The sequence below is a fragment of the Candidatus Polarisedimenticolaceae bacterium genome (assembly GCA_036275915.1).
Lineage (GTDB): Bacteria > Acidobacteriota > Polarisedimenticolia > Polarisedimenticolales > DASRJG01 > DASRJG01.
On the sequence record DASUCV010000004.1, the window covers coordinates 407,102 to 430,727 of the forward strand.

22 protein-coding genes and 1 tRNA gene are annotated in these 23,626 nt (G+C 70.1%); 4 read left to right on the forward strand and 19 right to left on the reverse strand.

The window, feature by feature from the left end:
• Positions 1-3 precede the first annotated feature (3 nt).
• The 4 genes from VFV19_04045 to trxA are packed head-to-tail and all read right to left on the reverse strand — an operon-like array spanning position 4 to position 2,678.
• On the reverse strand, positions 4-1,110 hold the full coding sequence (locus VFV19_04045) for a D-alanine--D-alanine ligase family protein (GenBank protein HEX4823459.1): 1,107 nt from the start codon (positions 1,108-1,110) through the stop codon (positions 4-6).
• The gene (locus VFV19_04050) at positions 1,107-1,613 is read right to left on the reverse strand and encodes a TlpA disulfide reductase family protein (GenBank protein HEX4823460.1); all 507 of its coding nucleotides are present in this window, start codon (positions 1,611-1,613) and stop codon (positions 1,107-1,109) included. The genes VFV19_04045 and VFV19_04050 overlap by 4 nt, the downstream gene beginning before the upstream one ends.
• Positions 1,610-2,353: a cytochrome c biogenesis protein CcdA gene (locus VFV19_04055; protein ID HEX4823461.1), complete on the reverse strand. Its 744-nt coding sequence runs from the start codon at positions 2,351-2,353 to the stop codon at positions 1,610-1,612. The genes VFV19_04050 and VFV19_04055 overlap by 4 nt, the downstream gene beginning before the upstream one ends.
• 1 nt (position 2,354) lies before the next feature.
• Positions 2,355-2,678, reverse strand: a complete 324-nt coding sequence (trxA, locus tag VFV19_04060; GenBank protein ID HEX4823462.1) for a thioredoxin — start codon at positions 2,676-2,678, stop codon at positions 2,355-2,357.
• A gap of 136 nt (positions 2,679-2,814) precedes the next feature.
• Between trxA and VFV19_04065 the strand changes: the two genes are divergently transcribed.
• The 3 genes from VFV19_04065 to metG are packed head-to-tail and all read left to right on the forward strand — an operon-like array spanning position 2,815 to position 6,697.
• Positions 2,815-3,552, forward strand: a complete 738-nt coding sequence (locus VFV19_04065; GenBank protein ID HEX4823463.1) for an NAD-dependent deacylase — start codon at positions 2,815-2,817, stop codon at positions 3,550-3,552.
• Complete coding sequence (gene larC, locus VFV19_04070) at positions 3,549-4,781, forward strand: nickel pincer cofactor biosynthesis protein LarC (GenBank protein ID HEX4823464.1); 1,233 nt, start codon at positions 3,549-3,551, stop codon at positions 4,779-4,781. Before VFV19_04065 ends, larC begins: the two co-directional genes overlap by 4 nt.
• Complete coding sequence (gene metG / locus VFV19_04075; GenBank protein ID HEX4823465.1) at positions 4,778-6,697, forward strand: methionine--tRNA ligase; 1,920 nt, start codon at positions 4,778-4,780, stop codon at positions 6,695-6,697. The genes larC and metG overlap by 4 nt, the downstream gene beginning before the upstream one ends.
• A gap of 7 nt (positions 6,698-6,704) precedes the next feature.
• Here metG and VFV19_04080 read toward each other — a convergent pair whose 3' ends face one another.
• From VFV19_04080 to VFV19_04090, 3 genes are read right to left on the reverse strand one after another with little or no spacing between them, the layout of a single operon-like run.
• Positions 6,705-6,983, reverse strand: coding sequence for a hypothetical protein (locus tag VFV19_04080; protein ID HEX4823466.1), 279 nt, complete (start codon positions 6,981-6,983; stop codon positions 6,705-6,707).
• Positions 6,984-7,009: 26 nt separating this feature from the next.
• Positions 7,010-8,011 carry a phosphate acetyltransferase gene (pta, locus tag VFV19_04085; protein HEX4823467.1) on the reverse strand — a complete coding sequence of 334 codons (1,002 nt, stop codon included), beginning with the start codon at positions 8,009-8,011 and terminating at the stop codon, positions 7,010-7,012.
• A complete protein-coding gene (locus VFV19_04090; protein HEX4823468.1) occupies positions 8,008-9,345 on the reverse strand; it encodes a hypothetical protein in 1,338 nt (445 codons plus the stop codon). Before VFV19_04090 ends, pta begins: the two co-directional genes overlap by 4 nt.
• Before the next feature lie 34 nt (positions 9,346-9,379).
• Between VFV19_04090 and VFV19_04095 the strand changes: the two genes are divergently transcribed.
• Entirely contained in the window at positions 9,380-10,849 is a 1,470-nt protein-coding gene (locus VFV19_04095) for a glycosyltransferase (protein ID HEX4823469.1), read from the forward strand.
• Here the strand turns inward: VFV19_04095 and glp are convergent.
• From glp to VFV19_04155, 12 genes are all read right to left on the reverse strand, one after another.
• Positions 10,812-12,032 carry a gephyrin-like molybdotransferase Glp gene (gene glp / locus VFV19_04100; protein HEX4823470.1) on the reverse strand — a complete coding sequence of 407 codons (1,221 nt, stop codon included), beginning with the start codon at positions 12,030-12,032 and terminating at the stop codon, positions 10,812-10,814. The two genes, VFV19_04095 and glp, sit on opposite strands and share 38 nt — an antisense overlap.
• Positions 12,029-12,886, reverse strand: a complete 858-nt coding sequence (gene prmC, locus VFV19_04105; GenBank protein HEX4823471.1) for a peptide chain release factor N(5)-glutamine methyltransferase — start codon at positions 12,884-12,886, stop codon at positions 12,029-12,031. Before prmC ends, glp begins: the two co-directional genes overlap by 4 nt.
• Positions 12,883-13,977, reverse strand: coding sequence for a peptide chain release factor 1 (prfA, locus tag VFV19_04110; protein HEX4823472.1), 1,095 nt, complete (start codon positions 13,975-13,977; stop codon positions 12,883-12,885). The genes prmC and prfA overlap by 4 nt, the downstream gene beginning before the upstream one ends.
• An 18-nt stretch (positions 13,978-13,995) precedes the next feature.
• Positions 13,996-14,217: a 50S ribosomal protein L31 gene (gene rpmE / locus VFV19_04115; protein HEX4823473.1), complete on the reverse strand. Its 222-nt coding sequence runs from the start codon at positions 14,215-14,217 to the stop codon at positions 13,996-13,998.
• Between the two features lie 62 nt (positions 14,218-14,279).
• The gene (rho, locus tag VFV19_04120) at positions 14,280-15,527 is read right to left on the reverse strand and encodes a transcription termination factor Rho (GenBank protein ID HEX4823474.1); all 1,248 of its coding nucleotides are present in this window, start codon (positions 15,525-15,527) and stop codon (positions 14,280-14,282) included.
• Entirely contained in the window at positions 15,514-16,143 is a 630-nt protein-coding gene (yihA, locus tag VFV19_04125) for a ribosome biogenesis GTP-binding protein YihA/YsxC (GenBank protein ID HEX4823475.1), read from the reverse strand. Before yihA ends, rho begins: the two co-directional genes overlap by 14 nt.
• 68 nt (positions 16,144-16,211) lie before the next feature.
• Positions 16,212-18,635: an endopeptidase La gene (lon, locus tag VFV19_04130; GenBank protein ID HEX4823476.1), complete on the reverse strand. Its 2,424-nt coding sequence runs from the start codon at positions 18,633-18,635 to the stop codon at positions 16,212-16,214.
• A 76-nt stretch (positions 18,636-18,711) separates the two neighbouring features.
• Entirely contained in the window at positions 18,712-19,950 is a 1,239-nt protein-coding gene (gene clpX, locus VFV19_04135) for an ATP-dependent Clp protease ATP-binding subunit ClpX (protein HEX4823477.1), read from the reverse strand.
• 8 nt (positions 19,951-19,958) lie between these two features.
• Positions 19,959-20,543, reverse strand: a complete 585-nt coding sequence (clpP, locus tag VFV19_04140; protein HEX4823478.1) for an ATP-dependent Clp endopeptidase proteolytic subunit ClpP — start codon at positions 20,541-20,543, stop codon at positions 19,959-19,961.
• A gap of 3 nt (positions 20,544-20,546) precedes the next feature.
• The gene (gene tig, locus VFV19_04145; protein ID HEX4823479.1) at positions 20,547-21,824 is read right to left on the reverse strand and encodes a trigger factor; all 1,278 of its coding nucleotides are present in this window, start codon (positions 21,822-21,824) and stop codon (positions 20,547-20,549) included.
• Positions 21,825-21,872: 48 nt separating this feature from the next.
• A tRNA-Lys gene (locus VFV19_04150) sits at positions 21,873-21,948 on the reverse strand.
• A gap of 54 nt (positions 21,949-22,002) precedes the next feature.
• A complete protein-coding gene (locus VFV19_04155) occupies positions 22,003-23,565 on the reverse strand; it encodes a glycosyltransferase family 39 protein (GenBank protein ID HEX4823480.1) in 1,563 nt (520 codons plus the stop codon).
• Positions 23,566-23,626: the final 61 nt, after the last annotated feature.

A 23,626-nucleotide genomic window follows, 5' to 3' on the forward strand; every position in this document is an offset into this window, starting at 1 on the left:
GCCTCATCCGTCGCGGCGCGTCCGGCGCATGCGCTCTTCCGCATGGCGCGCGCGCGCCAGGTCGATCAGCTTCGTCAGGAGGTCCCGGTAGGACAGCCCCGACGCCTCCCAAAGCTTAGGATACATGCTGATCGGCGTGAAACCCGGAAGCGTGTTGACCTCGTTGATGAGGATCCGGTCGGACCCGCGCTCGAGGAAGAAATCGACGCGCGCCATCCCCGCCAGATCGAGAGCCCCGAACGCCTCCTGCGCGAGCGCGCGGATGCGCTCTCCGATCTCCGGTGCCAAGGGCGCCGGGATGAGCAGGCGCGACGAGCCGTCCTGGTACTTCGACGCGTAATCGTAGAATTCGCCCGCGGGGACGATCTCGCCGCAGATCGAAACCTCCGTCCGGTCGTTTCCGAGGACCGCGCACTCGATCTCGCGCACGTCGAGACCCTTCTCGACCACGACCTTGCGATCGTGCTCGAACCCGGCCTCGAGCGCTTCGGGGAGCGCCTTCGCGTCGCGCACCTTGGAGATCCCCACCGACGAGCCGCCGTTGGCGGGCTTCACGAACATCGGGAAGCCGAGCGCCTCGGCGAGGCGCCGCTCTTCGGTCTCGCGATCCGCCGACCACGCGCTCCGCAGGAGCGAGCGCCAGGGGCCGACGGGGAGCCCGCGCTCCTGGAAGAGCGCCTTCGCGACCTGCTTGTCCATCCCCACCGCGGAGCCGAGAACGCCCGACCCCACGCACGGAATGCCGGCGAGATCGAGCAGCCCCTGGATCCGGCCGTCCTCCCCGCCCCAGCCGTGGACGACGGAGAAGATGACGTCGAGCTGCAGGCGCGACGGCGCGTGCCCGTTCGCCGTCGCCAGGAGCCCGCCGGCGCCCGGATCGACGACGAGCCCCGCATCTCCGTCCGCCTGCGCGCGGGACGCTCCGGAAGCGAGGATCGCGGCCGACGCGGCAGGCGCGAGCCAGCGGCCGTCCTCGGCGATCGCCACCGGCACGACGTCGTAGCGAGCTGGGTCGAGCGCGCCGGCGACGCCGCGCGCGGAGACGACGGAGACCTCGTGCTCGACCGAGGCTCCGCCGAAGAGCAGACCGACGCGCGCGCGAGGGGTCACGACGGCCGCGCCCGCCCTTCCTGGCGGACGACCCGCTCGACGGCGGCCTTGAACGCCGCGTCGATCGTCCCGGCGCGCGCGACGATCGTCCCCTTCCGGTCGATGAGGAAGTGGGCCGGGATGTTGGTGGCACCGAACGCCGCGGTGACGGTACCGTCGGCATCGAAGAGGAGCCGGCCCGGATGCGGCTGCGAGGCGCCGAACTCCTGCAAGCGCGCCGCCGTCTGCCGCGTCGGCACCGCGACGAGGAACAGCCGATAGCCGTCCGCCTTCCAGCGGTCGTCGAGGTCGAAGAGCTTCGGCAGCTCCTGGACGCAGGGTTGGCACCACGTCGCGAGGAACACGACGTGCATCGGCCCCTGCGCGGGGTCGAGCGCGACCTTCTCTCCCGTCGCGGGGTCGGTGGCGGCGGGAACCGGCGAGGGAAGCGACGCGGGCTGCTCGGCAGCGAGAGCCGCGCCGGCGAGGAGCGCCGCGCCCAGGAGCACACGGACGCGGCTCATGCGCGACCCCCCATGTGCCTCCAGAGGTCGATGGCTTTCCATAGGAACCCAGCGCCGATCAGGATCATCGCGATGCCGAACCCCTTCTTGATGCGGTCCATCCATGCCCCGCCCCGCGGCAGGCTCGTCAGCAGTCCAGAAAATATGCCCAGGAGCATCAGGAGCAAACCGAGCCCCAGGGCGAACACGAAAAGGAGCGTCGCACCCCACGCGACGTTCTGTTTCTGGCCCACGTACGCGAGGAGGAGGCCCAGGACCGGCGCCGTGCACGGGGCGGCGACGAACCCGGCCGCGACCCCCATCAGGGCAGCGCCGGCGAACCCGCCGCGCCTGGCGCCCTGGCCCTGCACGCTGGTCATGAGCGCCGGGATCGTGAAGACGTCGAGCATCGAGAGGCCGAGCGCCATGATGACGAGCCCCACGGCGCCGAAGACCCAAGGCGAGCGTGTGAACTCTCCGAAGATCTTGCCGAGGAGCGACGCGACGACGCCGAGGGTCGCGTACATGAGCGAGAGTCCGAGGACGTACGTGACCGACAGCGCCACGGCGCGCCGGCGGTTCCCTCCGGCGGCCCCGCCGATGTAGGTGACCGTCACCGGGATCATCGGGTAGACGCAGGGCGTCAGGCTGGTGAGGACGCCGGCCGCGAAGACGACGAACACGGCGCCCACCGAGCCGGCCTGGAGCTGCGCCTGGAGCGTCTGGCTCAGGTGGTAGCCCCACTCGTTGAGGGTCTCCACGCTAGAGAACCTTGTCGACCCTGTCCGCCAGCGCCTTCTTCGAGAGAACGCCGACGACCTGGTCCTTGACCTGGCCGCCGCGGAAGATCATGAGCGTCGGCACCGAGAAGACCCCGAACTTCGCCGCGGTTCCGGGGGCGGAATCGACGTCGACCTTCACGACCTTGAGGCGCGCGCCGTAATCGGCCGCGATCTCGTGGACGATCGGCTCGAGCTTCTTGCACGGCCCGCACCAGACGGCGGAGAAGTCGACGAGCACCGGCGAGGCGCTCTTCAAGACCTCGGCGTCGAAGTTCTGGTCGGTCGCATTGACGATCTCGCTCATGAGATGACCTCGTCGCCGCCGAAACGCGGCGTACCGGAGAGTGTAGCAAGCGACCGGCGACCGAGGTTGAAAGTGCTACGATGCGCCCTTTCCGGGGCGAGGCTCCCCCCGATTCCCCGCGCACCCGAGGACGCCTTTGGAACAGCCGGCCCCGACTCCACGCCTCGTCGAGCTTCTCCGCGCCTCGGGACCGCTCCTGGTGCTCACGGGAGCCGGGGTGTCGCGCGAGAGCGGGATCGCGACCTTCCGGGATGCCGGTGGCCTCTGGGAGGGCGTCGATCCCACGGAGGTCGCGACCCCGGGGGCTTTCGCCCGCGATCCCCTCCGCGTCTGGCGTTTCTACGACGAGCGCCGCGCGCGTGCGGCCGAGGTGCAGCCGAACGCGGCGCATCACGCAATCGCCGCGCTCGAGCGAACGGGGAGGCCTTTTCTCCTGGCCACGCAGAACGTCGACGGGCTCCACGAGCGCGCCGGCAGCGCGTCGCTCGTGCGTCTCCACGGCAGCCTCTGGCGGGTGCGGTGCACGCGGGAGGGAAACGAGCGCGAGGACCTGAGCCCCTCTCTGGCCCCGCTTCCGCCGCGATGCGTGTGCGGCGCCCTGCTCCGTCCCGCGGTCGTCTGGTTCGAGGAGCCGCTCCCGGCACGGGAGTTCCAGGACGCCGCGGCGTTCGCGCGCCGGGCCGAGCTCGTGCTGGTCGTCGGCACCTCCTCGCTCGTGTATCCGGCCGCCTCGTTGCCGCTCATCGCGCGTGACGCCGGTGCTTACGTCGTCGAGGTCAACCCCGAGCGCACGCCGCTCACCCCGGATGCGCACGAGCACCTGGAAGGTCCGGCCGGGACGGTGCTGCCGGCGCTCCTTGCGGCGGCCGCATGACGCGCCTGCTCTGGATCGACGCGACCGCCGGAGCGTCGGGAGACATGATCCTCGGCGCCCTCGTCGATCTCGGCGCCTCGCTGCCGGCGATCCGCCGCGCGCTCGCCGGCCTTCCTCTGAAGGGCGTGCGGCTCGCGCGGACGAAGACGGTCCGCGGCGCAGTTTCGGCGACGCGGGTCGAGGTCAAGGTCGCCGGCGCCCGCCGCGACGACCATCACGTGCACGACCACCACGGGGCGGGTCACGGCCGCGGATGGAAGGAGATCCGCAAGGTCATCGCGTCAGGGGGGCTGCCGCCCGCCGTGCGCGACCGCGCTCTCGTCGTCTTCCGGCGGCTCATCGAGGCCGAGGCGCGGGCGCACGGCATGGAGCCGGACGCGGTGCACCTCCACGAAGCCGGCGCCGCGGACGCGATCGCCGACGTCGTCGGCGTCTGCGTCGCGCTCGCGGCGCTCCGCGTCGACCGCGTCGTCGTCTCGCCGGTCACGACCGGCTCCGGGACGGTACGGTGCGCTCACGGGCTCTACCCCGTCCCGGGGCCTGCGACGAGTCACCTCCTCGTCGGCGTTCCGCTCACCGGAGCCGCGGCCGACGGCGAGCGGCTGACGCCCACCGGCGCCGCCCTCCTGACGTCGCTCGCGAGCGGTTACGGAGGGCCGCCGGCGATGACGCTCGAAGCCGTCGGCCACGGCGCCGGGAAGCACGACTTCCCCGACCGGCCGAATGTGGTCCGTGTGCTCCTGGGCGAGGCGCCCGCCGAGGCCGCCCGGCCGGACGCACGCGAGGTCGTCGTCGTCGAGTTCACCGTCGACGATGCGACGCCCCAGGCGCTCGCTTACGCGGCCGAGCGCCTCTTCGAGACCGGTGCCAGAGAAGTGTTCACGGCGCCCGTCCAGATGAAGAAGGGACGGCTCGGCCACCTCGTCACGTTCCTCACCGACGACGACCGGTTCGAGGCGGTGACGCGCGTCGCGCTCGCCGAGACGACGACGCTCGGCCTCAGGTTCCGGCGCGAAGGGCGGATCGAGCTCGACCGCGCGGTCGAGCGCGTCGCAACGCCCTACGGCCCGATCCGCGTCAAGGCCGGCACGCTCGGGCGGGACGAGCTGCACGCGTGGCCCGAATACGACGACTGCGCCCGCGCCGCCCGCCGGCACGGCGTCTCGCTGTCCGCGGTGCAGCAGGCCGCGCTCGCCGCACGCCGCCGCCGGGGAGGACGAGCGCGATGAAGCCCTTCTACCTCACCACGCCGATCTATTACGTCAACGACGAGCCCCACATCGGGCACACGTACACGACCGTCGTCGCCGATGCGCTCGCCCGCTACCGCCGCATGACCGGCTGGGACGTCCGGTTCCTCACCGGCACCGACGAGCACGGCCAGAAGATCGAGCGCGCCGCCGCCAAGCTCGGGATCGCCCCGATCGCGCTCGCCGATCGCGTCGTCTCCCGCTACCACGAGCTGTGGAAGCGCCTCGCGATCAGCCACGACGATTTCATCAGGACGACGGAGCCGCGCCAACGACAGGGTGTCCACGCGCTTATCGCGAGGATGCAGGCCGCAGGCGATCTCTACCTCGGCGATTACGAGGGGATGTACTGCGCCGGGTGCGAGGCGTTCTACCCGGAGTCGCAGATCAAGGACGGCAAGTGCCCCGACTTCGGTCATCCGGTGGAGAGGCTCCGCGAGTCGTCGTGGTTCTTCCGGCTGTCGAAGTACCAGCAGCCGCTCCTCGATTGGATCGACCGCAATCCGGAGGCGATCCGACCGGTGTCCCGGCGCAACGAGGTGCGCGCGTTCGTCGCGTCGGGCCTCAAGGACCTGTCGGTCTCGCGGACCACGGTGAAATGGGGCGTCCCGTGGCCGGGCGATCCCACTCACACGGTCTACGTCTGGCTCGACGCGCTCACGAACTACATGAGCGCGCTCGGATTCGGCGGAGAGGACGACGCGCTCTGGCGCCGGTACTGGCCGGCCTCCGTTCACCTGGTCGGCAAGGACATCGTCCGGTTCCATGCGGTCTACTGGCCGGCGTTCCTCATGTCGGCGGGGCTGCCGCTTCCGCAGTGCATCTACGCGCACGGCTGGTGGCTCCGGGACGAGGCCAAGATGTCGAAGAGCCTCGGGAACGTCGTGCGACCCGGCCCGCTCATGGACGCCGTCGGCCCCGACGCGCTGCGCTACTTCCTCCTGCGCGAGATGACGTTCGGTCTCGACGGGAGCTATTCGGACGAGCAGCTCCTCGACCGGTACAACGGCGATCTCGCGAACGAGATCGGGAACGTGACGAGCCGCGTCGTCACGCTCGCCGACGCCGGGTTCCACGGAGCGCTGCCTCCACCGTCGAGGCTTGCCGAGGCGACGGAGCTGCAGGGCGCCGCCGCGGAGGCGCACGCCGCGTGGCGCGCCGCGTTCGACGACTACGATTTCGCGGGGGGGCTCGCCGCGGTGTGGAAGCTCGCGGCCGAGCTCAACCGTTTCCTGCAGACGCACGCGCCGTGGACGCTCGCGAAGGACCCCGCTCAGGCCGGACGCCACGCCGCGGTCGTGCGCGGGGCGGCCGAGGCGCTCCTCCAGATCGCGGCGATGGCCTCCCCCGCGATCCCTCAGGCCGCCTCCGAGATCGCCGCGCGCCTCGGGACGACCCTTCCGAGCGATCTCTCGACGTTCCGGTGGGGGCTGCTCCCCGATCATGCACCTGTCAAGAAGGGCGCCCCGCTCTTCGCCCGCGTCGACAAGGCGGGCTACTTCAAGGAGACGACTCCCGTGAGCGAGACTCCCGCACCGACACCGGCCGCACCACCTCCCTCACCGGCAGGTGACTCGATCACGATCGAGGATTTCCTCAAGGTCGACCTGCGCGTCGCGAGAGTCGTCGCGGCCGAGAGGATCGAGGGAACCGAGAAGCTCCTCAAGCTCCAGCTCGACGTGGGGGGCGAGCCGCGTCAGATCGTCTCGGGGATCGCCAAGGCCTACGCGCCCGAGCAGCTCGTCGGCAAGGCGATCGTCGTCGTGGCGAACCTGAAGCCCGCCAAGCTGCGCGGGGTGGAGAGCCAGGGAATGCTCCTCGCGGCCGACCTCGACGGACGTCCGATCGTCGCCACCTTCGAAGAGCCGGTGAAGCCGGGAACGCGGGTGCGCTGAGCCCGCGTCACTCCTCGTGAAGGTGCCGGACGTGCCTCTTCCGCAGGAAGACGTTCGGCCCGGAGCCCTCGGGAGTGTTGATCTTGATGACGTCGCGATCGTAGTACTCGACGACGCCGCGAAACACCGTGCCGTCGATCATCTCGACGACGACCGCCGTGCGCTGCTCCCGGAGGCGCGCCAGATACTCGGCCTCCTGGCCGGTCACGTCGGGCGGCGGCATGCGCCGTTGGGGACGATCGGCGCCGGCGCCGGTGCCGCCTCCTGGGGGCGTGGAAGGACGCATCGTCGGAACCTCCTCGGCAGATCCTATCAGCCCGCGGCCTGGAGAGCGGTGATCGCGGCGACGAGCACGATGTCGCCCACCGTGCAGCCGCGCGAGAGATCGTTCGCGGGACGCGACAGTCCTTGCAGGATCGGGCCGGCGGCGTCAGCACCGCCCAGGCGCTGCACGAGCTTGTAGCCGATGTTGCCCGCGTCGAGATCGGGGAAGATGAGGACGTTCGCGTCGCCGCGTATCGCGCTTCCGGGCGCCTTCGACGCCGCGACCTCCGGCACAAGCGCCGCATCGAGCTGAAGCTCGCCGTCGAAGGCGAAGTCCGGCGGCTCGCGGCGGAGGATCTCGACGGCCGACGCCACCTTCAAGGCGCGCGGGTGGCGGGCGCTCCCCTTCGTCGAGAACGACAGGAGGGCAACGCGCGGCGTCTCCCCGGTGAGCGACCGGAAGCTGGCCGCCGTCCGTCGCGCGATCTCGGCGAGCTGCGCGGCGTCGGGATCCGGCACGAGCCCGCAGTCGGCGAAGGCGAGCAGGCGATCGCCCGAGGGTGTGGGCTCCCGGAGCGCCATCAGGAAGAACGACGACACGAGGTCGACGCCGGGGGCCGGACGAAGCACCTTGAGCGCGGCACGGAGGGTGTCGGCGGTCGTGTGCGCGGCACCGGAGACGCAGCCGTCGGCGAGCCCCGCGCGGAGGAGCCCGTTCGCGAAGTAGACGGGATCCGCGATCCACGCCGCCGCCTCGTCGGGCGTGGTGCGCGTTCCGGCGATCGCCTCGGCGATCGCATGGGCGACGAGCGCTCCGCGCGACGAGGCCGCCGGGTCCTCCACGGCGATCCCCTCGAGCGCGACACCGGCGGCCTTCGCGGCGGCGAAGACTTCGGTTTTCGAGCCGACCAGGAGCGGCTCCGCGATCCCCTCCCGGAGGAGCCGTGCGGCGGCGAGGAGCACGCGCGGATCGGTCGCCTCCGGAAGCGCGATCCGGCGGCGGCGCTCGCGCGCCCGGGAGACGATCGATGCGAACGGCCCTTCGCTCACCGGCGGGATCGTAGCGCGTCCTTCGTCATCCACAGAAGCGCGGGCACGACGATGAGGAGCCGGAGCGGCCATGAGAGATCCGCCGGCCCCGCGAGATAGCCGAGCGGCACCGCCGCGCCGAGGATCATCCAGCCCCACGCCTCCTGCGCCGCCGCGAGCGGCAAGACCCAGAGCACATACCACGGGTGGAGCGTGGGAGACAGGAGGAGAGCCGCGCCCAGGACGTGCCGGGCCTCGGCGGCCGGATCGAGCCCGCGCCGGAACGACTGGACGATCGACCAGACGACGACCGCCGCCGCGACGGTGATCCGCGCGAGCGTTTCCGGCCAGACCGACCGGTAGAGGAGGTCCCATACTGCGCTTCCTCCGCCACCGAAGCGCGCTTTCGCTTCGGTGATCGCGGAGGTCAGCGCGGGAGCGAGGTCGAGCCGCGCGCACGCGGCCCGGACGCCGGCGAAGAACACGGCGCCGTGCTCCCAGCTCCGGGCGTAGGCGTGCACGCCGGCGCCGTACGCGGGGCCCCCGATCGCATAGGGAAGTGTCGTGACGGCGATGACCGCGGTACCGGCGGCGAGGGCGCGCGCCGGGAATCTCCTGGCGAGCCCGGGAACGAGAACGAGCGGCAGGAGCTTCGCCTGGATCGCGGCCGCGAGCGCGGCGGCGCCGCGGGCGGGACGCTCGTCCACGAGGGAGGCGACCGCGAGCAGGACGAAGAGGACGCCGAGCGGCTCCACGTGCCCTGAGAAGGCGACCTCGACGACCGCAAGAGGATTCCACGCGTAGAGCACGAGACGCCCCGGCGGGGCGCGAAGACGGCGGAGGAGGCCCGCGAGCGCGACGACCGCCAAGACGTCGAGGAGCGCGAGAACGAGCTTGAACCCAAGAGGTCCGAGCCCGGCGGAGGCGAGCGCCGCGAAGAGCGTCTCGGCGAGCGGCGGATAGATCGTCGGGATGTCCGGGTGATTGACTCGCGGAAACACGACGGAATCGCGCAGGGCCGCAAGGCGCGGATCGTCGGGTGCGTAGCGGTACGGATGGTGTCCGGCCGCCTGCACGCGGCCGTCCCAGACGTAGCGGTACACGTCGTCCGAGAGCGACGGGGGTGCCGCGGCACCGACGAGGCGGAAGACGACGGCGGCGGCGATCGCGAGCCGTATCTCCCCCACCCCGCCACGATCGACGGCGTGCCGCGCGACGAGCATGAGGGCGATCAGCGCCGCGTGAACGGCGAGGAACGCCGGAACGTGCGCCGCGAGATCGCCGGTCGCGGCGAGCGCCGCGTAGAGCGCGACCGACCCGGCGGCGGCGAGGAGGACGACGAGGCGAGGGCGCATCGGCAGGATATACTCGCCCGTTCGGAGCGATCCGTTGCATCTTTCGACTCTCATCCTCCCGATCTACTTCGGGGTGCTCGGCCTCCTCGCCCTCTACGGCGCGCACCGCGCGTACCTGCTGCTGCTCCTCGCGATCCATCGGCGAACGACGGCTTCCCCCTCGCAGCTTCCGGACGAGCTCCCGTTCCTCACGGTCCAGATCCCGCTCTACAACGAGCTGCACGTGGCGCGCCGCGTCCTCCTCGCGTGCGCTGCGCTCGACTGGCCGCGGGACCGATTCGAGATCCAGGTCCTCGATGACTCGACCGACGAGACGGCCTCCGTCGTCGCCGCGATCACGGCACGCCTCGTCTCGTCGGGGATCGACGTGCGGCACCTCCGCCGCGCCGATCGCCGCGGCTTCAAGGCGGGCGCCCTCGCCGCCGGGCTCGCGGCGGCTCGCGGCGAGATCATCGCCGTCTTCGACGCCGACTTCGAGCCGGCCCCCGATTTCGCTCGGCGTCTCGTCCCCGCGTTCGCGGACCCGAGGATCGGGATGGTCCAGGCGCGCTGGGGACACCTGAATCGCGGAGCGTCGCTCCTCACCCGCGCCCAATCGGTCCTGCTCGACGGCCACTTCGCGATCGAGCACGCCGCGAGGCATCGCGCCGGCCGCTTCTTCAACTTCAACGGCACCGCCGGCATCTGGCGGCGGCGCTGCATCGAGGACGCCGGCGGCTGGCAGCACGACACGCTGACGGAGGACCTCGACCTCTCGTACAGGGCTCAGCTCCGGGGTTGGCGCTTCGCCTTCGTCGAGGACGCGGTCGCGCCCGCCGAGCTGCCGGTCGAGATGGGAGCGTTCAAGTCGCAGCAGCATCGCTGGGCCCAGGGCTCGATCCAGACCGCCCGCAAGCTCCTCCCCTCGATCTTGCGCGCGCCGCTGCCCCTCGCCGTGAAGCTCGAGTCGGTCGTCCACCTGACCGCGAACGCCACCTACCTCCTCATGATCGTGCTCGCGCTCCTCCTCGGACCCGCGGCATGGCTGAGGCGCGGCCAGGGCCTGCCGCCGCTCGTGTTCCTCGATCTCCCGCTGCTCGCGATCTCGCTGGCGTCGATCGCGACGTTCTACCTCGTGGCGGAGCGGCGCGCGACCGGCCGTGCCGGCGAGGGGCTCCGCGTGCTGCCGATGGTCCTGGCCGTCGGCGTCGGCCTGTCCGTCAACAACGCGCGGGCGGTCGTTCAGGGGCTCTTCAGCCGGCGTGCCGCGGAGTTCCGCCGCACGCCGAAGTACGGTCTCGCCGTCGTCGACGACGTCGCGCTCGCGACGCGCCGCTACCGCGCAGGGCGGAATGCCGACACCTGGATCGAGCTTGCCGCCGGCGTCTACCTCGCCGCGTGGACGGCGATCGCCACGACGTGTGGGCTCTGGGGCGCGGCGCCGTTCCTCGTCCTGTTCGCCGCCGGCTTCCTCTTCACCTCGGGGCTCACGCTTCGCCAGGAGCGCGTGCGCCCCACGCCATGACGTCGACGCGCGCGCCCGCATCGAGCGAGGACGTACCCGCGGGGACGACGACGAACGCGTTGGCTCGGGCGAGCGAGAGGACGTCGCCCGAGCTGGCGCTCCGCACGGGAACCGCGACCGGCTCCCCGTCCGGCCAGGTCAATCGGGCGAGGACGTAGCCCTCGCGGCCGGGCCTCTGACGCAGCGCCTCGGCGAGCACGGCACGCCGCCTCGCCGGCCGCGGCGCCGGATCGCCCATGAGACGGCGCACCGCCGGGAGCACGAACACGCGAAACCCGGCGAAGGCGGAGAGCGGGTTCCCCGGAAGGCCGAAGAGCAGGCGCCGCTCGCGCCGCGCCGCCAGGAGCGGCTTGCCGGGACGCATCGCGACGTTGTGGAACAGGACGTCGTAACCGCAGCGCCGTACCGCGTCCTCGACGAGGTCGTAGTCGCCGACCGACACGCCGCCGCTCAGGAGCACGAGGTCCGACGCGCCCGCGGCCTCGATCGCGGCGGCGAGCGCCTCGGGATCGTCGGCGACGTTGCCGCGCTCCTCGGCGGCCGCGCCCTCGTCGCGGAGGAGCGCCGTGAGCATCGGAGCGTTCGAGTTCCGGATCTGGTGCGGCGCGGGAGCGTCCGCGATGCCGACGATCTCGTCTCCCGTGGAGAGGACGACCGCCGAGGGGCGCTTCCCGACGCGCACGGTCGCGCGGCCGACCGACGCAAGGGCGGCGATCTCCGCGGGGCCGAGGTTCCGGCCCTCCTCGAGGACCGGACTCGCCGCGCGGGCGTCCTCGCCGCGCCGTCGAATGTGCTGCCCCGGGACGGCGGCCTCGCGGACGGTGAGCCGGCCGGTGCCGCGATCTTCGTCCGTCGCCTCGACCATGACGACCGCGTCGGCGCCTTCCGGAACAACCGCTCCGGTGAAGATCCGGATCGCCGTGCCTGCGAGGACCCTCACTCCGTCGGCGCTCCGCCCCGCGGGAAGCTCCCCTCCGATGCGGAGCACCGCCCCGGCGGCGGCGTCCTTCGCCCGCACCGCGAATCCGTCCATCGCCGATCGGTCGGACGGCGGCGCATCGCGATCGGCCGCGACCGGCTCCGCGAGGAATCGCCCGCGGGCCTCGGCGAGGGGCACCGTCTCGGCGCCGAGCGGGGCGGCCGCCCCCAGCACGATCTCGAGCGCCTCGGCGACCGACCTCATCGCGGCCGCCGCGCGAGGAGGATGCGTGGGATGCCCCGGAGGTCGGGTCGAACCTCGATGTCCACGAAACCGGCGCCGGCGACGTGGCCCGACGCGGCGGAGGCGCTCGCAAATCCCAGCTCGAGCGCCAGCCAACCCTCGGGCTTCAAGAGAGACGACGACGCCTGCGCGACGGCGCGATAGGCCTCGTCGCCTCCCGGCCCGGGGACGAGGGCGGCGCGCGGCTCGTGATCCCGCACCTCGGGCTCGAGATCCTTCCACTCGGCTTCGGAGACGTACGGAGGGTTCGACACGACGACGTCGTAGACACCGCGCTCCGGCTCCGGGACCTTCGCGAAGTCGCGTTGGACGAGATGGACGCGTTGCGGGAGATTCGACGCGGCGATGGCGAGCGCCTCGGGCGAGCGATCGATCGCCGTGACCCGCCACTCGCGGCGCGCCGCGGCGAGCGCCGCCGCGATGCAGCCGCTTCCGGTGCCGAGATCGGCGACCCGCGCGTCGGCAGACAACGGGAGCGCGAGCACGGCGTCCACGAGATCCTCGGTCTCCGGCCGCGGGATCAACACCCCGGACCCGACGACGATGCGGAGGCCGTGGAACTCGACGGCGCCGGCGAGGTACTGGAGCGGCACGCGGCGCACGCGCGCGGCGACGAGCGTATCGAGCCTCTCCGCTTCGGCCTCCGCGACGGGATCGGGCTTCCTGGCGAGCACGCCTCCGCGATCGGTCCCGAGCGCGAGCGCGACGAGCGCGACCGCCTCGCGGCCGGGATCGGGCACGCCGGCGGCCTCGAGGCGCCGCCGTGATTCGTCGAGGAGTCGTCCGACGGTGGCGGCCCCCGCCGGAACGCTCACGCGCGGACCTCTTCCCTGAGACGCTGGGCCTGGTCTTGCGCGACGAGGGCCTCGATGATGTCGGCGATGCTGCCGTTCATGCGGCTCGGCAGGTCGTGCACGGTGAGCCCGATGCGATGGTCGGTGATCCGGTCCTGGGGGAAGTTGTACGTGCGGATCTTCTCGCTGCGGTCCCCCGAGCCGATCTGCCCGCGCCGCTCGGCGGCGATCTTCGCCTGCTGCTCCTGGAGCATCCGGTCGTAGAGGCGCGACCGCAGGACCTGCATCGCCCGCGCCTTGTTCTTGTGCCACGACTTCTCGTCCTGGCACTGGACGACGGTGTTCGTCGGCAGGTGCGTGATCCGCACGGCGGAGTACGTCGTGTTCACGCTCTGGCCGCCCGGGCCGGACGAGCAGAAGGTGTCGATCCGAAGATCCTTCTCGTCGATGTGCACCTCGACGTCGTCGGCTTCCGGAAGGACCGCGACCGTCACGGCGGAGGTGTGGATGCGCCCCTGGGTCTCGGTCTGAGGCACGCGCTGGACCCGGTGGACGCCGCTCTCGTACTTGAGGCGGCTGTACACCCGGTCGCCCTCGATGATCGCGATGACCTCTTTCACGCCGCCGACCGTGCTCTCCGAGAGGTCGCTTGTCTCGACTTTCCAACCCTGGGCTTCGGCGTAGCGCGTGTACATGCGGAACATCTCGGCCGCGAAGAGGGTCGCCTCGTCGCCGCCGGTGCCGGCGCGGATCTCGAGGACCACGTTCTTCGCGTCGTTCGGGTCGGTCGGGAGGAGCAGGACCTTGAGCTTCGCCTCGAGTTCTCCGAGCCTCGCCTCGAGCGCGCGCGCCTCGTCCTGCGCCATCGCCTTCATCTCGGCGTCGTCGGCCGCGGCCAGGAGCTCCTTCGCGCCGCGGAGGTCGTCCTCGGCCTTCCTGAAGGTCGCGTACGTGTCGACGATCGGGCCGAGCTCCGCATACGCCTTCGCCGCCGGACGGTAGACCGACATGTCGGAGACGATCGCGGGATCGGCGAGCTGCTCGGCGAGGCTCTCCCTCTTCGCGACGAGCGCGCGGAGCTTCTCTTCGACTTTCGGATCGAGGGCGGCCACCTTGGTCCCTCGGGGCGATCAGCTCGCCGCCGGCGCGCCCGTGTCCTTCTTGTACCGCTTCTGGAAGCGCTCGACGCGCCCGGCGGAGTCGATCAGCTTCTGGCGGCCGGTGAAGAACGGGTGGCAGCTCGAGCAGATCTCGACGCGCAGGTCCTTGCGCGTCGAGCGGGTCTCGAACGACGCGCCGCAGGCGCACATGACCGTGACGGCGTGGTACTCGGGGTGAATCTTGGCTTTCATGGCGACCTCATGGGCCCAGGGGCATATACCGAGGGCCGGACCCGCTATTGTAGCGAGAGCTGTCAACCCGCCATGGAATTGAGGAATTCCTCGTTCGTCTTCGTCTTCAGCATCTTGTCGCGGAGGAGCTCCATCGCCTCGACCGGCGACATCTGCTGGAGGACCTTGCGGAGGACCCACGTGCGGTCGAGCTCCTTCTTCGAGAGGAGGAGCTCCTCCTTGCGTGTGCCGGAGCGCGCGAGGTCGACCGCGGGGAAGACGCGGCGGTCGGAGAGGCGCCGGTCAAGGTTGATCTCCATGTTCCCGGTCCCCTTGAACTCCTCGAAGATGACGTCGTCCATCCGGCTCCCCGTGTCGACGAGCGCGGTCGCGAGGATCGTGAGCGAGCCCCCCTCCTCGACGTTGCGCGCGGTGCCGAACCAGCGCTTCGGCTTCTGGAGCGCGTTCGCGTCGAGGCCGCCGGAGAGGATGCGGCCCGAGGTCGGCTGGACGGCGTTGTACGCGCGCGCGAGGCGCGTGATCGAGTCGAGCAGGAGGACCACGTCGCGGCGCGACTCGACGAGGCGCTTGGCGCGCTCGAGGACCATCTCCGCGACCTGGACGTGCCGGCTCGCGGGCTCGTCGAAGGTCGAGGAGATCACCTCGGCCTTGACCGTCCGCTGGAAGTCGGTGACCTCCTCGGGGCGCTCGTCGATGAGCAGCACGATGAGGTGGGCGTCGGGATGGTTCACCATGAGCGCGTTCGCGATCGCCTGGAGCATCATCGTTTTCCCGGTCCGCGGCGGCGACACGATGAGCCCGCGCTGGCCGCGGCCGAGCGGTGTCATGAGATCGATCACGCGGCCCGTCACGTCGGAGCCGGGGAGCTCGACCGAGAGGCGCCCCTCGGGGTAGAGCGGCGTCAGCGCATCGAACGCCTTACGGCCGCGGACCTGATCGGGCGGCAGACCGTTGACGGTATCGATGCGCGCGAGGGAGAAGTAGCGCTCGCCCTGCTTCGGAGGCCGCACCTGGCCGGTGACGGCGTCGCCGGTCATGAGGCCGAAGCGCCGGAGCTGCTGCGCGGAGACGAAGACGTCGTCGGGTCCTGGAAGGTAGCTCGCCTCGAGCGCGCGCAGGAAGGCGTACCCTTCGTGGACCCGCTCGACGACGCCGTCGGCGACGAGCTGGCCGTTCCGCCGCGCCTGGGCCTGGATGATCCGGTAGACCAGCTCCTGCCTGCGGAGCACGCCGGCGTTCTCGATGTCGAACGAGCCCGCGAGGCGGACCAGCTGCGGCGCGTCCATCGTCTTCAGCTCACGGATGTCCATGCGATGTCCCCACATTCTGTCGGTGCGCGGCGAGCGCTGCGTCGATCTGCTTCCACAGGGCCTTCATGCCGTCTCCGGTGACCGCCGACGCGAGGAGCGGCGGCAGGGCGCCGTCCCCGGTCGGGAACGCAGCCGTGAGGCGCCGGAGCGCCTGCGTCTTGGCGTTCCCCGAGAGCTTGTCGGCCTTCACCCCCACGATGACGCACGGGATCTCGCGCTCGACGAGCCACTGCAGCATGACGCCGTCGAGCTCGCTCGGTTCGTGACGAGCGTCGACGAGGACCACCGCCGCCGCGACCGCACGCTTCCGCCGCTCGAGGAACCCCTCGACCATCGGCCCCCACTGCTGCCGGATCTCCTTCGGGGCACGGGCGTAACCGTAGCCCGGGAGGTCGATGAAGAAGTGCGTGCGGTTGACGCGGTAGAAGTTCACCGTCTGCGTCCGGCCGGGCGTCGACGACGTCCGGGCCAGGCCGTGCACGCCGAGGAGCCCGTTGATGAGCGTCGATTTCCCCACGTTCGATCGCCCGAGGAACACGACGTCCCCCGCGAGCGGACGAGGCTCGTCCTCGGCTCGCGCGGTCGCCCTCTCGAATCGGCAATCGTCGATCTTCAAGTCTTCCCGATCGGACGAGCCCCGCGGCCCCGAAAACCGGCGGCCGGGGGTCGGAGCGGCTCACGGCGTCAGTGCGTGACCGGTCCCTCGCTCTCGCTTCGCCCCTCACCCTGGGGGCTTCCGCCGTCGCCCAGACCCGCGCCCGGAAGCGGGCCGGCCAGGGCGATCTCCAGCACCTCGTCCATGTCGTCCACCAAGTGGAACGTCAGCATCTTACGGATGTCGTCGGGGATCTCCGACAGATCCCGCTCGTTCTCGCGGGGAATGACGAGCGTCTTCGTCCCGTAGCGGTACGCCGCGAGCACCTTCTCTTTGAGCCCGCCGATCGGAAGGACCTTCCCGCGGAGCGTGATCTCGCCGGTCATCGCGACGTCACCCCTCACCGGCACGCCGGTCATGAGGGACGCCAGCGCCGTCGCCATCGTGATCCCGGCCGACGGCCCGTCCTTCGGGATCGCGCCCTCCGGCACGTGCACGTGCACGTCGTACTTCCGGTAGAAGTGCGGATCGATCCCGAGCTCCTCTGCCCGCGCGCGGATGTACGAGAGCGCGGCCTGCGCCGACTCCTGCATGACCTCGCCGAGCTGCCCCGTGAGCGTGATCTTCCCGCGCCCGGCCATGCGCGTCGCCTCGGTGGTCAGGATCTCGCCGCCGGTCTCGGTCCAGGCGAGGCCGGTCGCGACGCCGACGGCCGGCTGCCGCTCGATCTCGCGGGGCGGATGGTAGTGCGGGACGCCGAGCATCTCGACCACCTTCGCCGCGGTCATCACGATCGGCTTCTCGGCTTCGCCCGCGACGACCCTCCGGGCGATCTTCCGGCAGAGCGACGCGATCTCGCGCTCGAGGTTCCGCACGCCGGCCTCGCGCGTGTAGCGCTCGGCGATCTCGAGGACGGCGGCGTCCTCGAAGGTGATCTCCGCGTTCTGGAGCCCGTGCGCCTTGATCTGCTTCGGCACGAGGTAGCGCTGCGCGATCGACAGCTTCTCGTTGAGCGTGTAGCCCGCGATGCGGATGACCTCCATCCGGTCGCGAAGCGCCGGGGGGATCGTGTGCATCACGTTCGCGGTCGCGATGAACATGATGTCCGAGAGGTCGTACTCGGTGTCGAGGTAGTGGTCGAGGAACGCGTGGTTCTGCTCGGGGTCGAGCACCTCGAGGAGAGCCGCGGACGGGTCGCCGCGGAAGTCGGCCGCCATCTTGTCGACCTCGTCCAGGAGGAAGACCGGGTTCCTGGTCCCCGCCTTCTTCATCATCTGGATGATCTGGCCGGGGAACGCGCCGATGTACGTCCGGCGGTGGCCGCGGATCTCGGCCTCGTCGCGCACGCCGCCGAGAGAGAGGCGGACGAACTCGCGGCCGGTCGCCCGCGCGATCGACCGGGCGAGCGACGTCTTCCCGACGCCGGGAGGCCCGACGAAGCAGAGGATCGAGCCCTTCATCTTCTTGACGAGACGCCTGACCGCCAAGAACTCGAGGATGCGCTCCTTGATCTTCTCGAGACCGTGGTGGTCCTCGTCCAGGATCTTCTCGGCGCGCTTGATGTCGATGAGCTCACGCGACTTCTTCGACCACGGGACGGCGAGGAGCCACTCGAGGTAGTTCCGCGAGACCGTCGCCTCGGCGGAGACGGGGGGCATGACCTCGAGCCGCTTCAGCTCCTGGAGAGCCTTCTCCTTCGCCTCGTCGGGCATCCGCGCCGCCTCGATCTTCTGGCGGAACTCGTCGATCTCGTTGACGCGCTCGTCCTTGCGGCCCAGCTCCTGCTGGATCGCCTTGATCTTCTCGTTGAGGTAGTACTCCTTCTGCGCCTTCTCCATCTGCTTCTTGACCCGGTTCGTGATCTTCTTGTCGACGCGGAGCTTCTCGAGCTCCGATTCGAGGAGACGCTCGACCTCGGCGAGGCGGTCGGTCACCGCCACCGTCTCGAGGAGCGCCTGCTTCTCGTCGATCCCGATCGGCAGGTGAGCGGCGATCGTGTCGGCGAGGCGCGCCGGATCGGTGATCTTCACGCTCGAGGTCGCGGTGTCGTAGGGGACCTCGGAGGTCGTCTTCATGAACTTCTGGAACAGGAGCGCGACCTTCTCGAGGGTCTGCTGGAGCTCCGGCGTCATGTCCGCCTGACGCTCGATCGCCTTCAGGACGACGCGGAAGAACCCCTCGGCGTCTTCCTCGATCTCGAGGATGCGCGCGCGGGCGGAGCCCTCGACGAGCAGCTTGACGTTCCCGTTCGGCAGCTTGAGGTGCTGCACGATCGTGGCGACGGTGCCGACCGAGTTGATCTCGTCGGTCTTGGGGCTGTCGACCTTCGCGTTCCGCTGGGTCGAGAGGAAGATCTGCTTGTCGCCGCCGAGCGCCTGCTCGACGGCGAGGAGCGAGCCGCGGCGCCCGACGACGAACGGCACCATCGTGTGCGGAAACACGACGATGTCGCGCAGCGGGACCATCGGCAGCGTGGTGACGGCATCGGTCGAACGCCGTTGGCGTTCCTGCATGGACTCCTCCGGAAAAGAAGACGGATAAGACCGGATCGGGGACAGGTCAAGCACCGGAACCGAAGGCGAGAAGAGTCTAACCCGCTTTCTCCATGACGATCAGCGGACTGCTCTTCTTCAGCACCACGTCCTTCGTGACGACGACCTCCTTGACCTCCGTCTGGGAGGGCAGCATGAACATCATGTCGAGCATGAGCTCTTCAAGGATCATGCGGAGGCCGCGGGCGCCGATCTTGCGCTCGATCGCCTGTTGCGCGACGGCTTCGAGCGCGTCATCGGTGAATCTGAGACTTGCCCCTTCGAATTCGAAGATCTTCTGGTACTGCTTCACCAAGGCGTTGCGCGGCTCGGTGAGGATCCGGACGAGCGACGGCCCGTCGAGCTCTTCGAGGGTCGCCATGACCGGCAGACGCCCGACGAACTCGGGGATCATCCCGAACTTGATGAGGTCGGTCGGCTGGATCTGACCGAGCACCTCCGACATGTCCTTGTCGCGCCGCGCCTTGATCTCGCCCTTGAACCCCATCGTCTTGCGGCCGATCCGCTGCTCGACGATGTGATCGAGCCCGACGAAGGCGCCGCCGCAGATGAACAGGATGTTCGTCGTGTCGACCGGGACGAACTCCTGGTGCGGGTGCTTGCGGCCGCCCTGCGGCGGGACGTTGGCGATCGTCCCCTCCAGGATCTTGAGGAGGGCCTGCTGGACCCCCTCGCCCGAGACGTCGCGGGTGATCGACGGGTTCTCGCCCTTGCGGGCGATCTTGTCGACCTCGTCGATGTAGATGATGCCGCGCTGGCACTTCTCGACGTCGTTCCCTGCCGCCTGGAGGAGCTTGAGGATGATGTTCTCGACGTCCTCGCCGACGTAGCCGGCCTCGGTGAGCGTCGTCGCGTCGACGATCGCGAACGGCACCGAGAGGAGGCGCGCCAGCGTCTGCGCGAGGAGGGTCTTCCCGGAGCCGGTCGGGCCGATGAGGAGGATGTTCGACTTCTGGATCTCGACGTCGTTCCGGCGGCGCGACATCTCGTTGCGCTTGTAATGGTTGTACACCGCCACCGAGAGCTTCTTCTTCGCGGCCTCCTGGCCGACGACGTACTCGTCGAGGAACGTCTTGATGTCGACCGGCTTCGGGAGGCGGACGCGGCCGTCCGTCTCTTCCGTCTCTTTCTCCTCCGCGATGATGTCGAGGCAAATGTCGACGCACTCGTCGCAGATGTAGACGGTCGGGCCCGCGATCAGCTTGCGGACGTCGCGCTGGCTCTTGTTACAGAACGAGCACTTGAGTCCTTCGCCGTCGGGCTTCTTTCGCGACATCCGCCCTCCTAGGGCCGCTTGTCGATGACGTGGTCGACGAGCCCGTACTCCCGGGCCTGGCTCGCCGTCATGATGAAGTCACGGTCGGTGTCCCGCTCGATGCGCTCCAAGGCTTGCCCGGTGTGCTTCTGGAGGATGGCATTGAGCGATTCCCGCATGCGGAGGATCTCGCGGGCGTGGATCTCGATCTCCGAGGCCTGGCCCTGAACCCCGCCGAGCGGCTGGTGGATCAAGAGACGGGAGTTCGGGAGGGCGAAGCGCTTTCCCCGCGCCCCGGCCGCCAGCAGCACGGCCCCCATGCTGGCCGCCTGGCCGACGCAGAGGGTGCTGATGTCCGGCTTGATGTATTGCATCGTGTCGTAGATCGCCATCCCCGCGGTGATCGAGCCTCCCGGGGAATTGATGTACACCGAGATGTCCTTGTCGGGGTCCTCAGCTTCGAGAAACAGGAGCTGGGCGATCACCAGGTTCGCGATCATGTCGTCGATCGGGCTGCCGATGAAGACGATGTTGTCCTTGAGCAGACGCGAATAGATGTCGTAAGCGCGCTCACCGCGGCTCGTTTGCTCGACGACCATAGGGACGAGTGGCATGCTTCACTCCGCCTTTTGAATATTAGCAATGGAGCTAATCAAGTCAAGCGATTTCTCTCTAACTATCTGAGTCTCAAGGGCTTGTAGCCCTCCTCCCTTGGCGAGCCTCTCGCGGACGATCTCGTAACTCTCGCCGATCCGCTCGGCCTCACGCCGGATTCTGCCGTCGACCTCGCCGCGCTCGACGCGGACACCCTCGGCGACGCCGATCGCATCGAGGACGAGACGAGCATGGACCACCTTCCTTGCGGGCTCCTCGTTCCGGTCGCGGAGCTGCTTCCAGTCGAGATTCATCGTACGCGGATCGACGCCGTGGAACATCATTTCGCGCACCATGTCCTCCAATCGGTGCTGTATCTCCTCCTCGACGAGCACGTCCGGCAGGACGACCGGGTTGGAGAGGAGCACCTTGTCGAGGACCGATTGCCGGACCGCCGCGCGCGCGGCCGCGCTTTTTCTCTCGGTGAGATCGTTCCGGACCCTCTCGCGGAGCGCCCCGAGGTCGGCAAAATCCCCCAGGTCCTTCGCCAGCTCGTCGTCGAGCGGCGGGACCTCCTTGCGCTTCACCTCGTGGACCGCGATCCGGTAGGCGACCTTCTTCCCGGCGAGCCCGGGGGCGGTGTGGTCCGCCGGATAGGCGACATCGAAGTCGAGGACCGAGCCGGTCTTTGCCCCCCCGAGCTTGGCGTTGAACGCTTCCGGGTTCTCCTTGGCGCCCACCTCGAGCACCATCCGCTCCCGGGTCTTCGGCTCCTCGCCTTCCGCCTGCTCCCGCAGGTCGGCGACCACGACGTCTCCCGGCTCCGCCAGCCGCGCCTCGTCGGCGACATAGCGCGCGGCCCCCTGGCGGATCGACTCGAGGGCGTCTTCCAGATCGCGATCCGTGACGGCGCTCGGCGGCTCCTTGGCCTCGACGCCCTTGTAGTCCTTCACCTCGAATTTCGGCACGACCTCGAAGGTGGTTTTGAACCGGAACGGCGCGCCCTCCTCGTGCTTCAGCTCCTCCAGGACGGGATCGCCGAGGGGCAGGAGTCCCTTCTCTCGCGTCGCCTCGCGCCACAGTCGCGTGATCATCCGCTCGCGGACGTCGTCCTCGATCTCCTTGGCGAAGCGCTTGCGGACCATCGCGACCGGAGCCTTCCCCTGCCGGAACCCGGGGAGCCGCACCTGGCTCGCGTAGCGGCGGATCACCGCCTCCGTCTCCTTCGAGACGTCCTCGGCGTCGACCTCCACGGCCATCGTCTTCTTGACGGGACTGACGTCGGTCAGCTCGATCTTCATCGGAGCTCCTCTCGCGTCGCTCGACGGTTCTCGGGGACGGAAGGGGCATGGTGAGCCGCCCAGGAATCGAACCTGGAACCCGCAGATTAAGAGTCTGCTGCTCTGCCAATTGAGCTAGCGGCCCATACCACCTTCCCTGAGGAAGGCGCGCGATCTTAGCACACGGTCTTTTGCCGCATCAGCGGTTGGCGACGAGCGCGACATGGTGGCCCGCGAGCTCGGTGCGCTCGAGCACGACGGGCATCGCCGGAAGCCCCTCGAGCGCCTCCTCGTTGACCACCGCGAAGACGCGCGCCGGCTGGCCGAGGTGCGCTGCGAGCGCGCCGGGCTCGGCCAGGACGCGCGTGTAGACGCCGCCCGAGTAGAAGGCGAGCGCCTCGGGCAGGTTACCGACGTCGTAGGCGACGACGTCGTGCCCGGCCGCGCGCGACTCCGCGGTCGCCGCCGCCAGATGACCGGCGAACGTCCGCGCCGACTTGATGCCGTTGAGCGCCGGAAAGACGAGGGTCGCGGTGAGCACGTAGGCGGTGGCGGTGCCGAGAGCGGTCGCCTTGATCGCCCCCTCGAGCCGGCCCTTCCAGCATGCCCAGAGGGCCGTCGCACCGGTGAGGACGACCGCGATCGACGGAATCACCGCCCGAATCGTCGTCAGATACCCCTCCCGCGGCACGATGACGGGAGCCGCGAGCCCGACCAGGATCATCGCCGCCGCCCAGACGGCGTGAGGCGCCGTCGCCAGCCGCCTCAGGAGCGGCGCCTCGAGGGTGCGCGCGACGAGGATCGCGAACGCCGGATAGGCCGGGAGCACGTAGAGGTCCCGCTTCTCCACCGGCACCGAGAAGAAGACGACGACGAACGCCGCCCATGCGAGCAGGAACCGGTCTCCAGGATCGCGGCGGCGCCACGCGGCGAGGATCGCCGCGGGCAGCATCATGGTCCAGGGCACGAGCTGCACGGGGAGCACCTTCGCGTAGTACCAGAACGGCTGCTTGTGATGCATGCCATGCACGGCGCGCTCGAGCACGTGCTTCTCGAACGCGCCCCACACCGAGTACGTGCCGTGGCCGCCGATGGTGGCGAGCGCCATCCATGCCCCGACGAGGCCGAGGAACAACACGGGACCGCTCGCCGGCGCGAACGCGCGCCAGGACCTCAGATTCCGGTCGAGCGCAAGGGTGACGAGCGCGATGCCGAGCGGGAGCAGGAACCCGACCGGCCCCTTCGCGAGCGTCGCGAGCGCCGCCGATGCCCAGAAGAGGAGCCCCGCCCGGCGGCCGCCGAGGTCGCCCGCCCGGTACGCCTCGAACGCGGAGACGGCGGCGAGGACGAGCACGCACAGCAGCGCGTCGATCTGTGCCGACCGTCCCTTGTCCCAGACCAGGTACGTCGTCACGAAGACGAGGCCGGCGACGGGACCCGCGCGCTCCCCGGCGAAGCGGCGTGCGAGCCGCATCGTGAGCGCCGCCGCGGCGATCATCGCGAGCGCCGACGGGAGCCGGGCCGTGAGCGAGGTCACGCGGTGGAACGGCAGCGAGGCGATCGCGATGAGCCAGAAGAAGAGCGGCGGCTTGTCGGTCGTCACCGCGCCGTTGACGTGCGGGACGGCCCACTGGCCGTCGACGACCATCTCGCGCGCGCCTTCGCCGAAGTAAGGCTCGTCCGGCGCCCAGAGGTCGTACGCCCACGCGTTCCACAGGAAGAGGAGCGCCGCCAGAGCGAGGACGTGTCGCGTGCGCAGCATGAAGCGGCGCATTCTCGCACGGTCTTCCGGACGGGCGAACTCCACAATCGAAAGGAGATTT

Coding starts and splice junctions, on each gene's coding strand:
- VFV19_04050 (HEX4823460.1), bottom strand. CDS start 1,613: ATGAGCCGCGTCCGTGTGCTCCTGGGCGCGGCGCTCCTCGCCGGCGCG.
- trxA (HEX4823462.1), bottom strand. CDS start 2,678: ATGAGCGAGATCGTCAATGCGACCGACCAGAACTTCGACGCCGAGGTC.
- larC (HEX4823464.1), top strand. CDS start 3,549: ATGACGCGCCTGCTCTGGATCGACGCGACCGCCGGAGCGTCGGGAGAC.
- metG (HEX4823465.1), top strand. CDS start 4,778: ATGAAGCCCTTCTACCTCACCACGCCGATCTATTACGTCAACGACGAG.
- VFV19_04080 (HEX4823466.1), bottom strand. CDS start 6,983: ATGCGTCCTTCCACGCCCCCAGGAGGCGGCACCGGCGCCGGCGCCGAT.
- VFV19_04090 (HEX4823468.1), bottom strand. CDS start 9,345: ATGCGCCCTCGCCTCGTCGTCCTCCTCGCCGCCGCCGGGTCGGTCGCG.
- glp (HEX4823470.1), bottom strand. CDS start 12,032: ATGAGGTCGGTCGCCGAGGCGCTCGAGATCGTGCTGGGGGCGGCCGCC.
- rpmE (HEX4823473.1), bottom strand. CDS start 14,217: ATGAAAGCCAAGATTCACCCCGAGTACCACGCCGTCACGGTCATGTGC.
- rho (HEX4823474.1), bottom strand. CDS start 15,527: ATGGACATCCGTGAGCTGAAGACGATGGACGCGCCGCAGCTGGTCCGC.
- lon (HEX4823476.1), bottom strand. CDS start 18,635: ATGCAGGAACGCCAACGGCGTTCGACCGATGCCGTCACCACGCTGCCG.
- clpX (HEX4823477.1), bottom strand. CDS start 19,950: ATGTCGCGAAAGAAGCCCGACGGCGAAGGACTCAAGTGCTCGTTCTGT.
- clpP (HEX4823478.1), bottom strand. CDS start 20,543: ATGCCACTCGTCCCTATGGTCGTCGAGCAAACGAGCCGCGGTGAGCGC.
- tig (HEX4823479.1), bottom strand. CDS start 21,824: ATGAAGATCGAGCTGACCGACGTCAGTCCCGTCAAGAAGACGATGGCC.
- VFV19_04155 (HEX4823480.1), bottom strand. CDS start 23,565: ATGCTGCGCACGCGACACGTCCTCGCTCTGGCGGCGCTCCTCTTCCTG.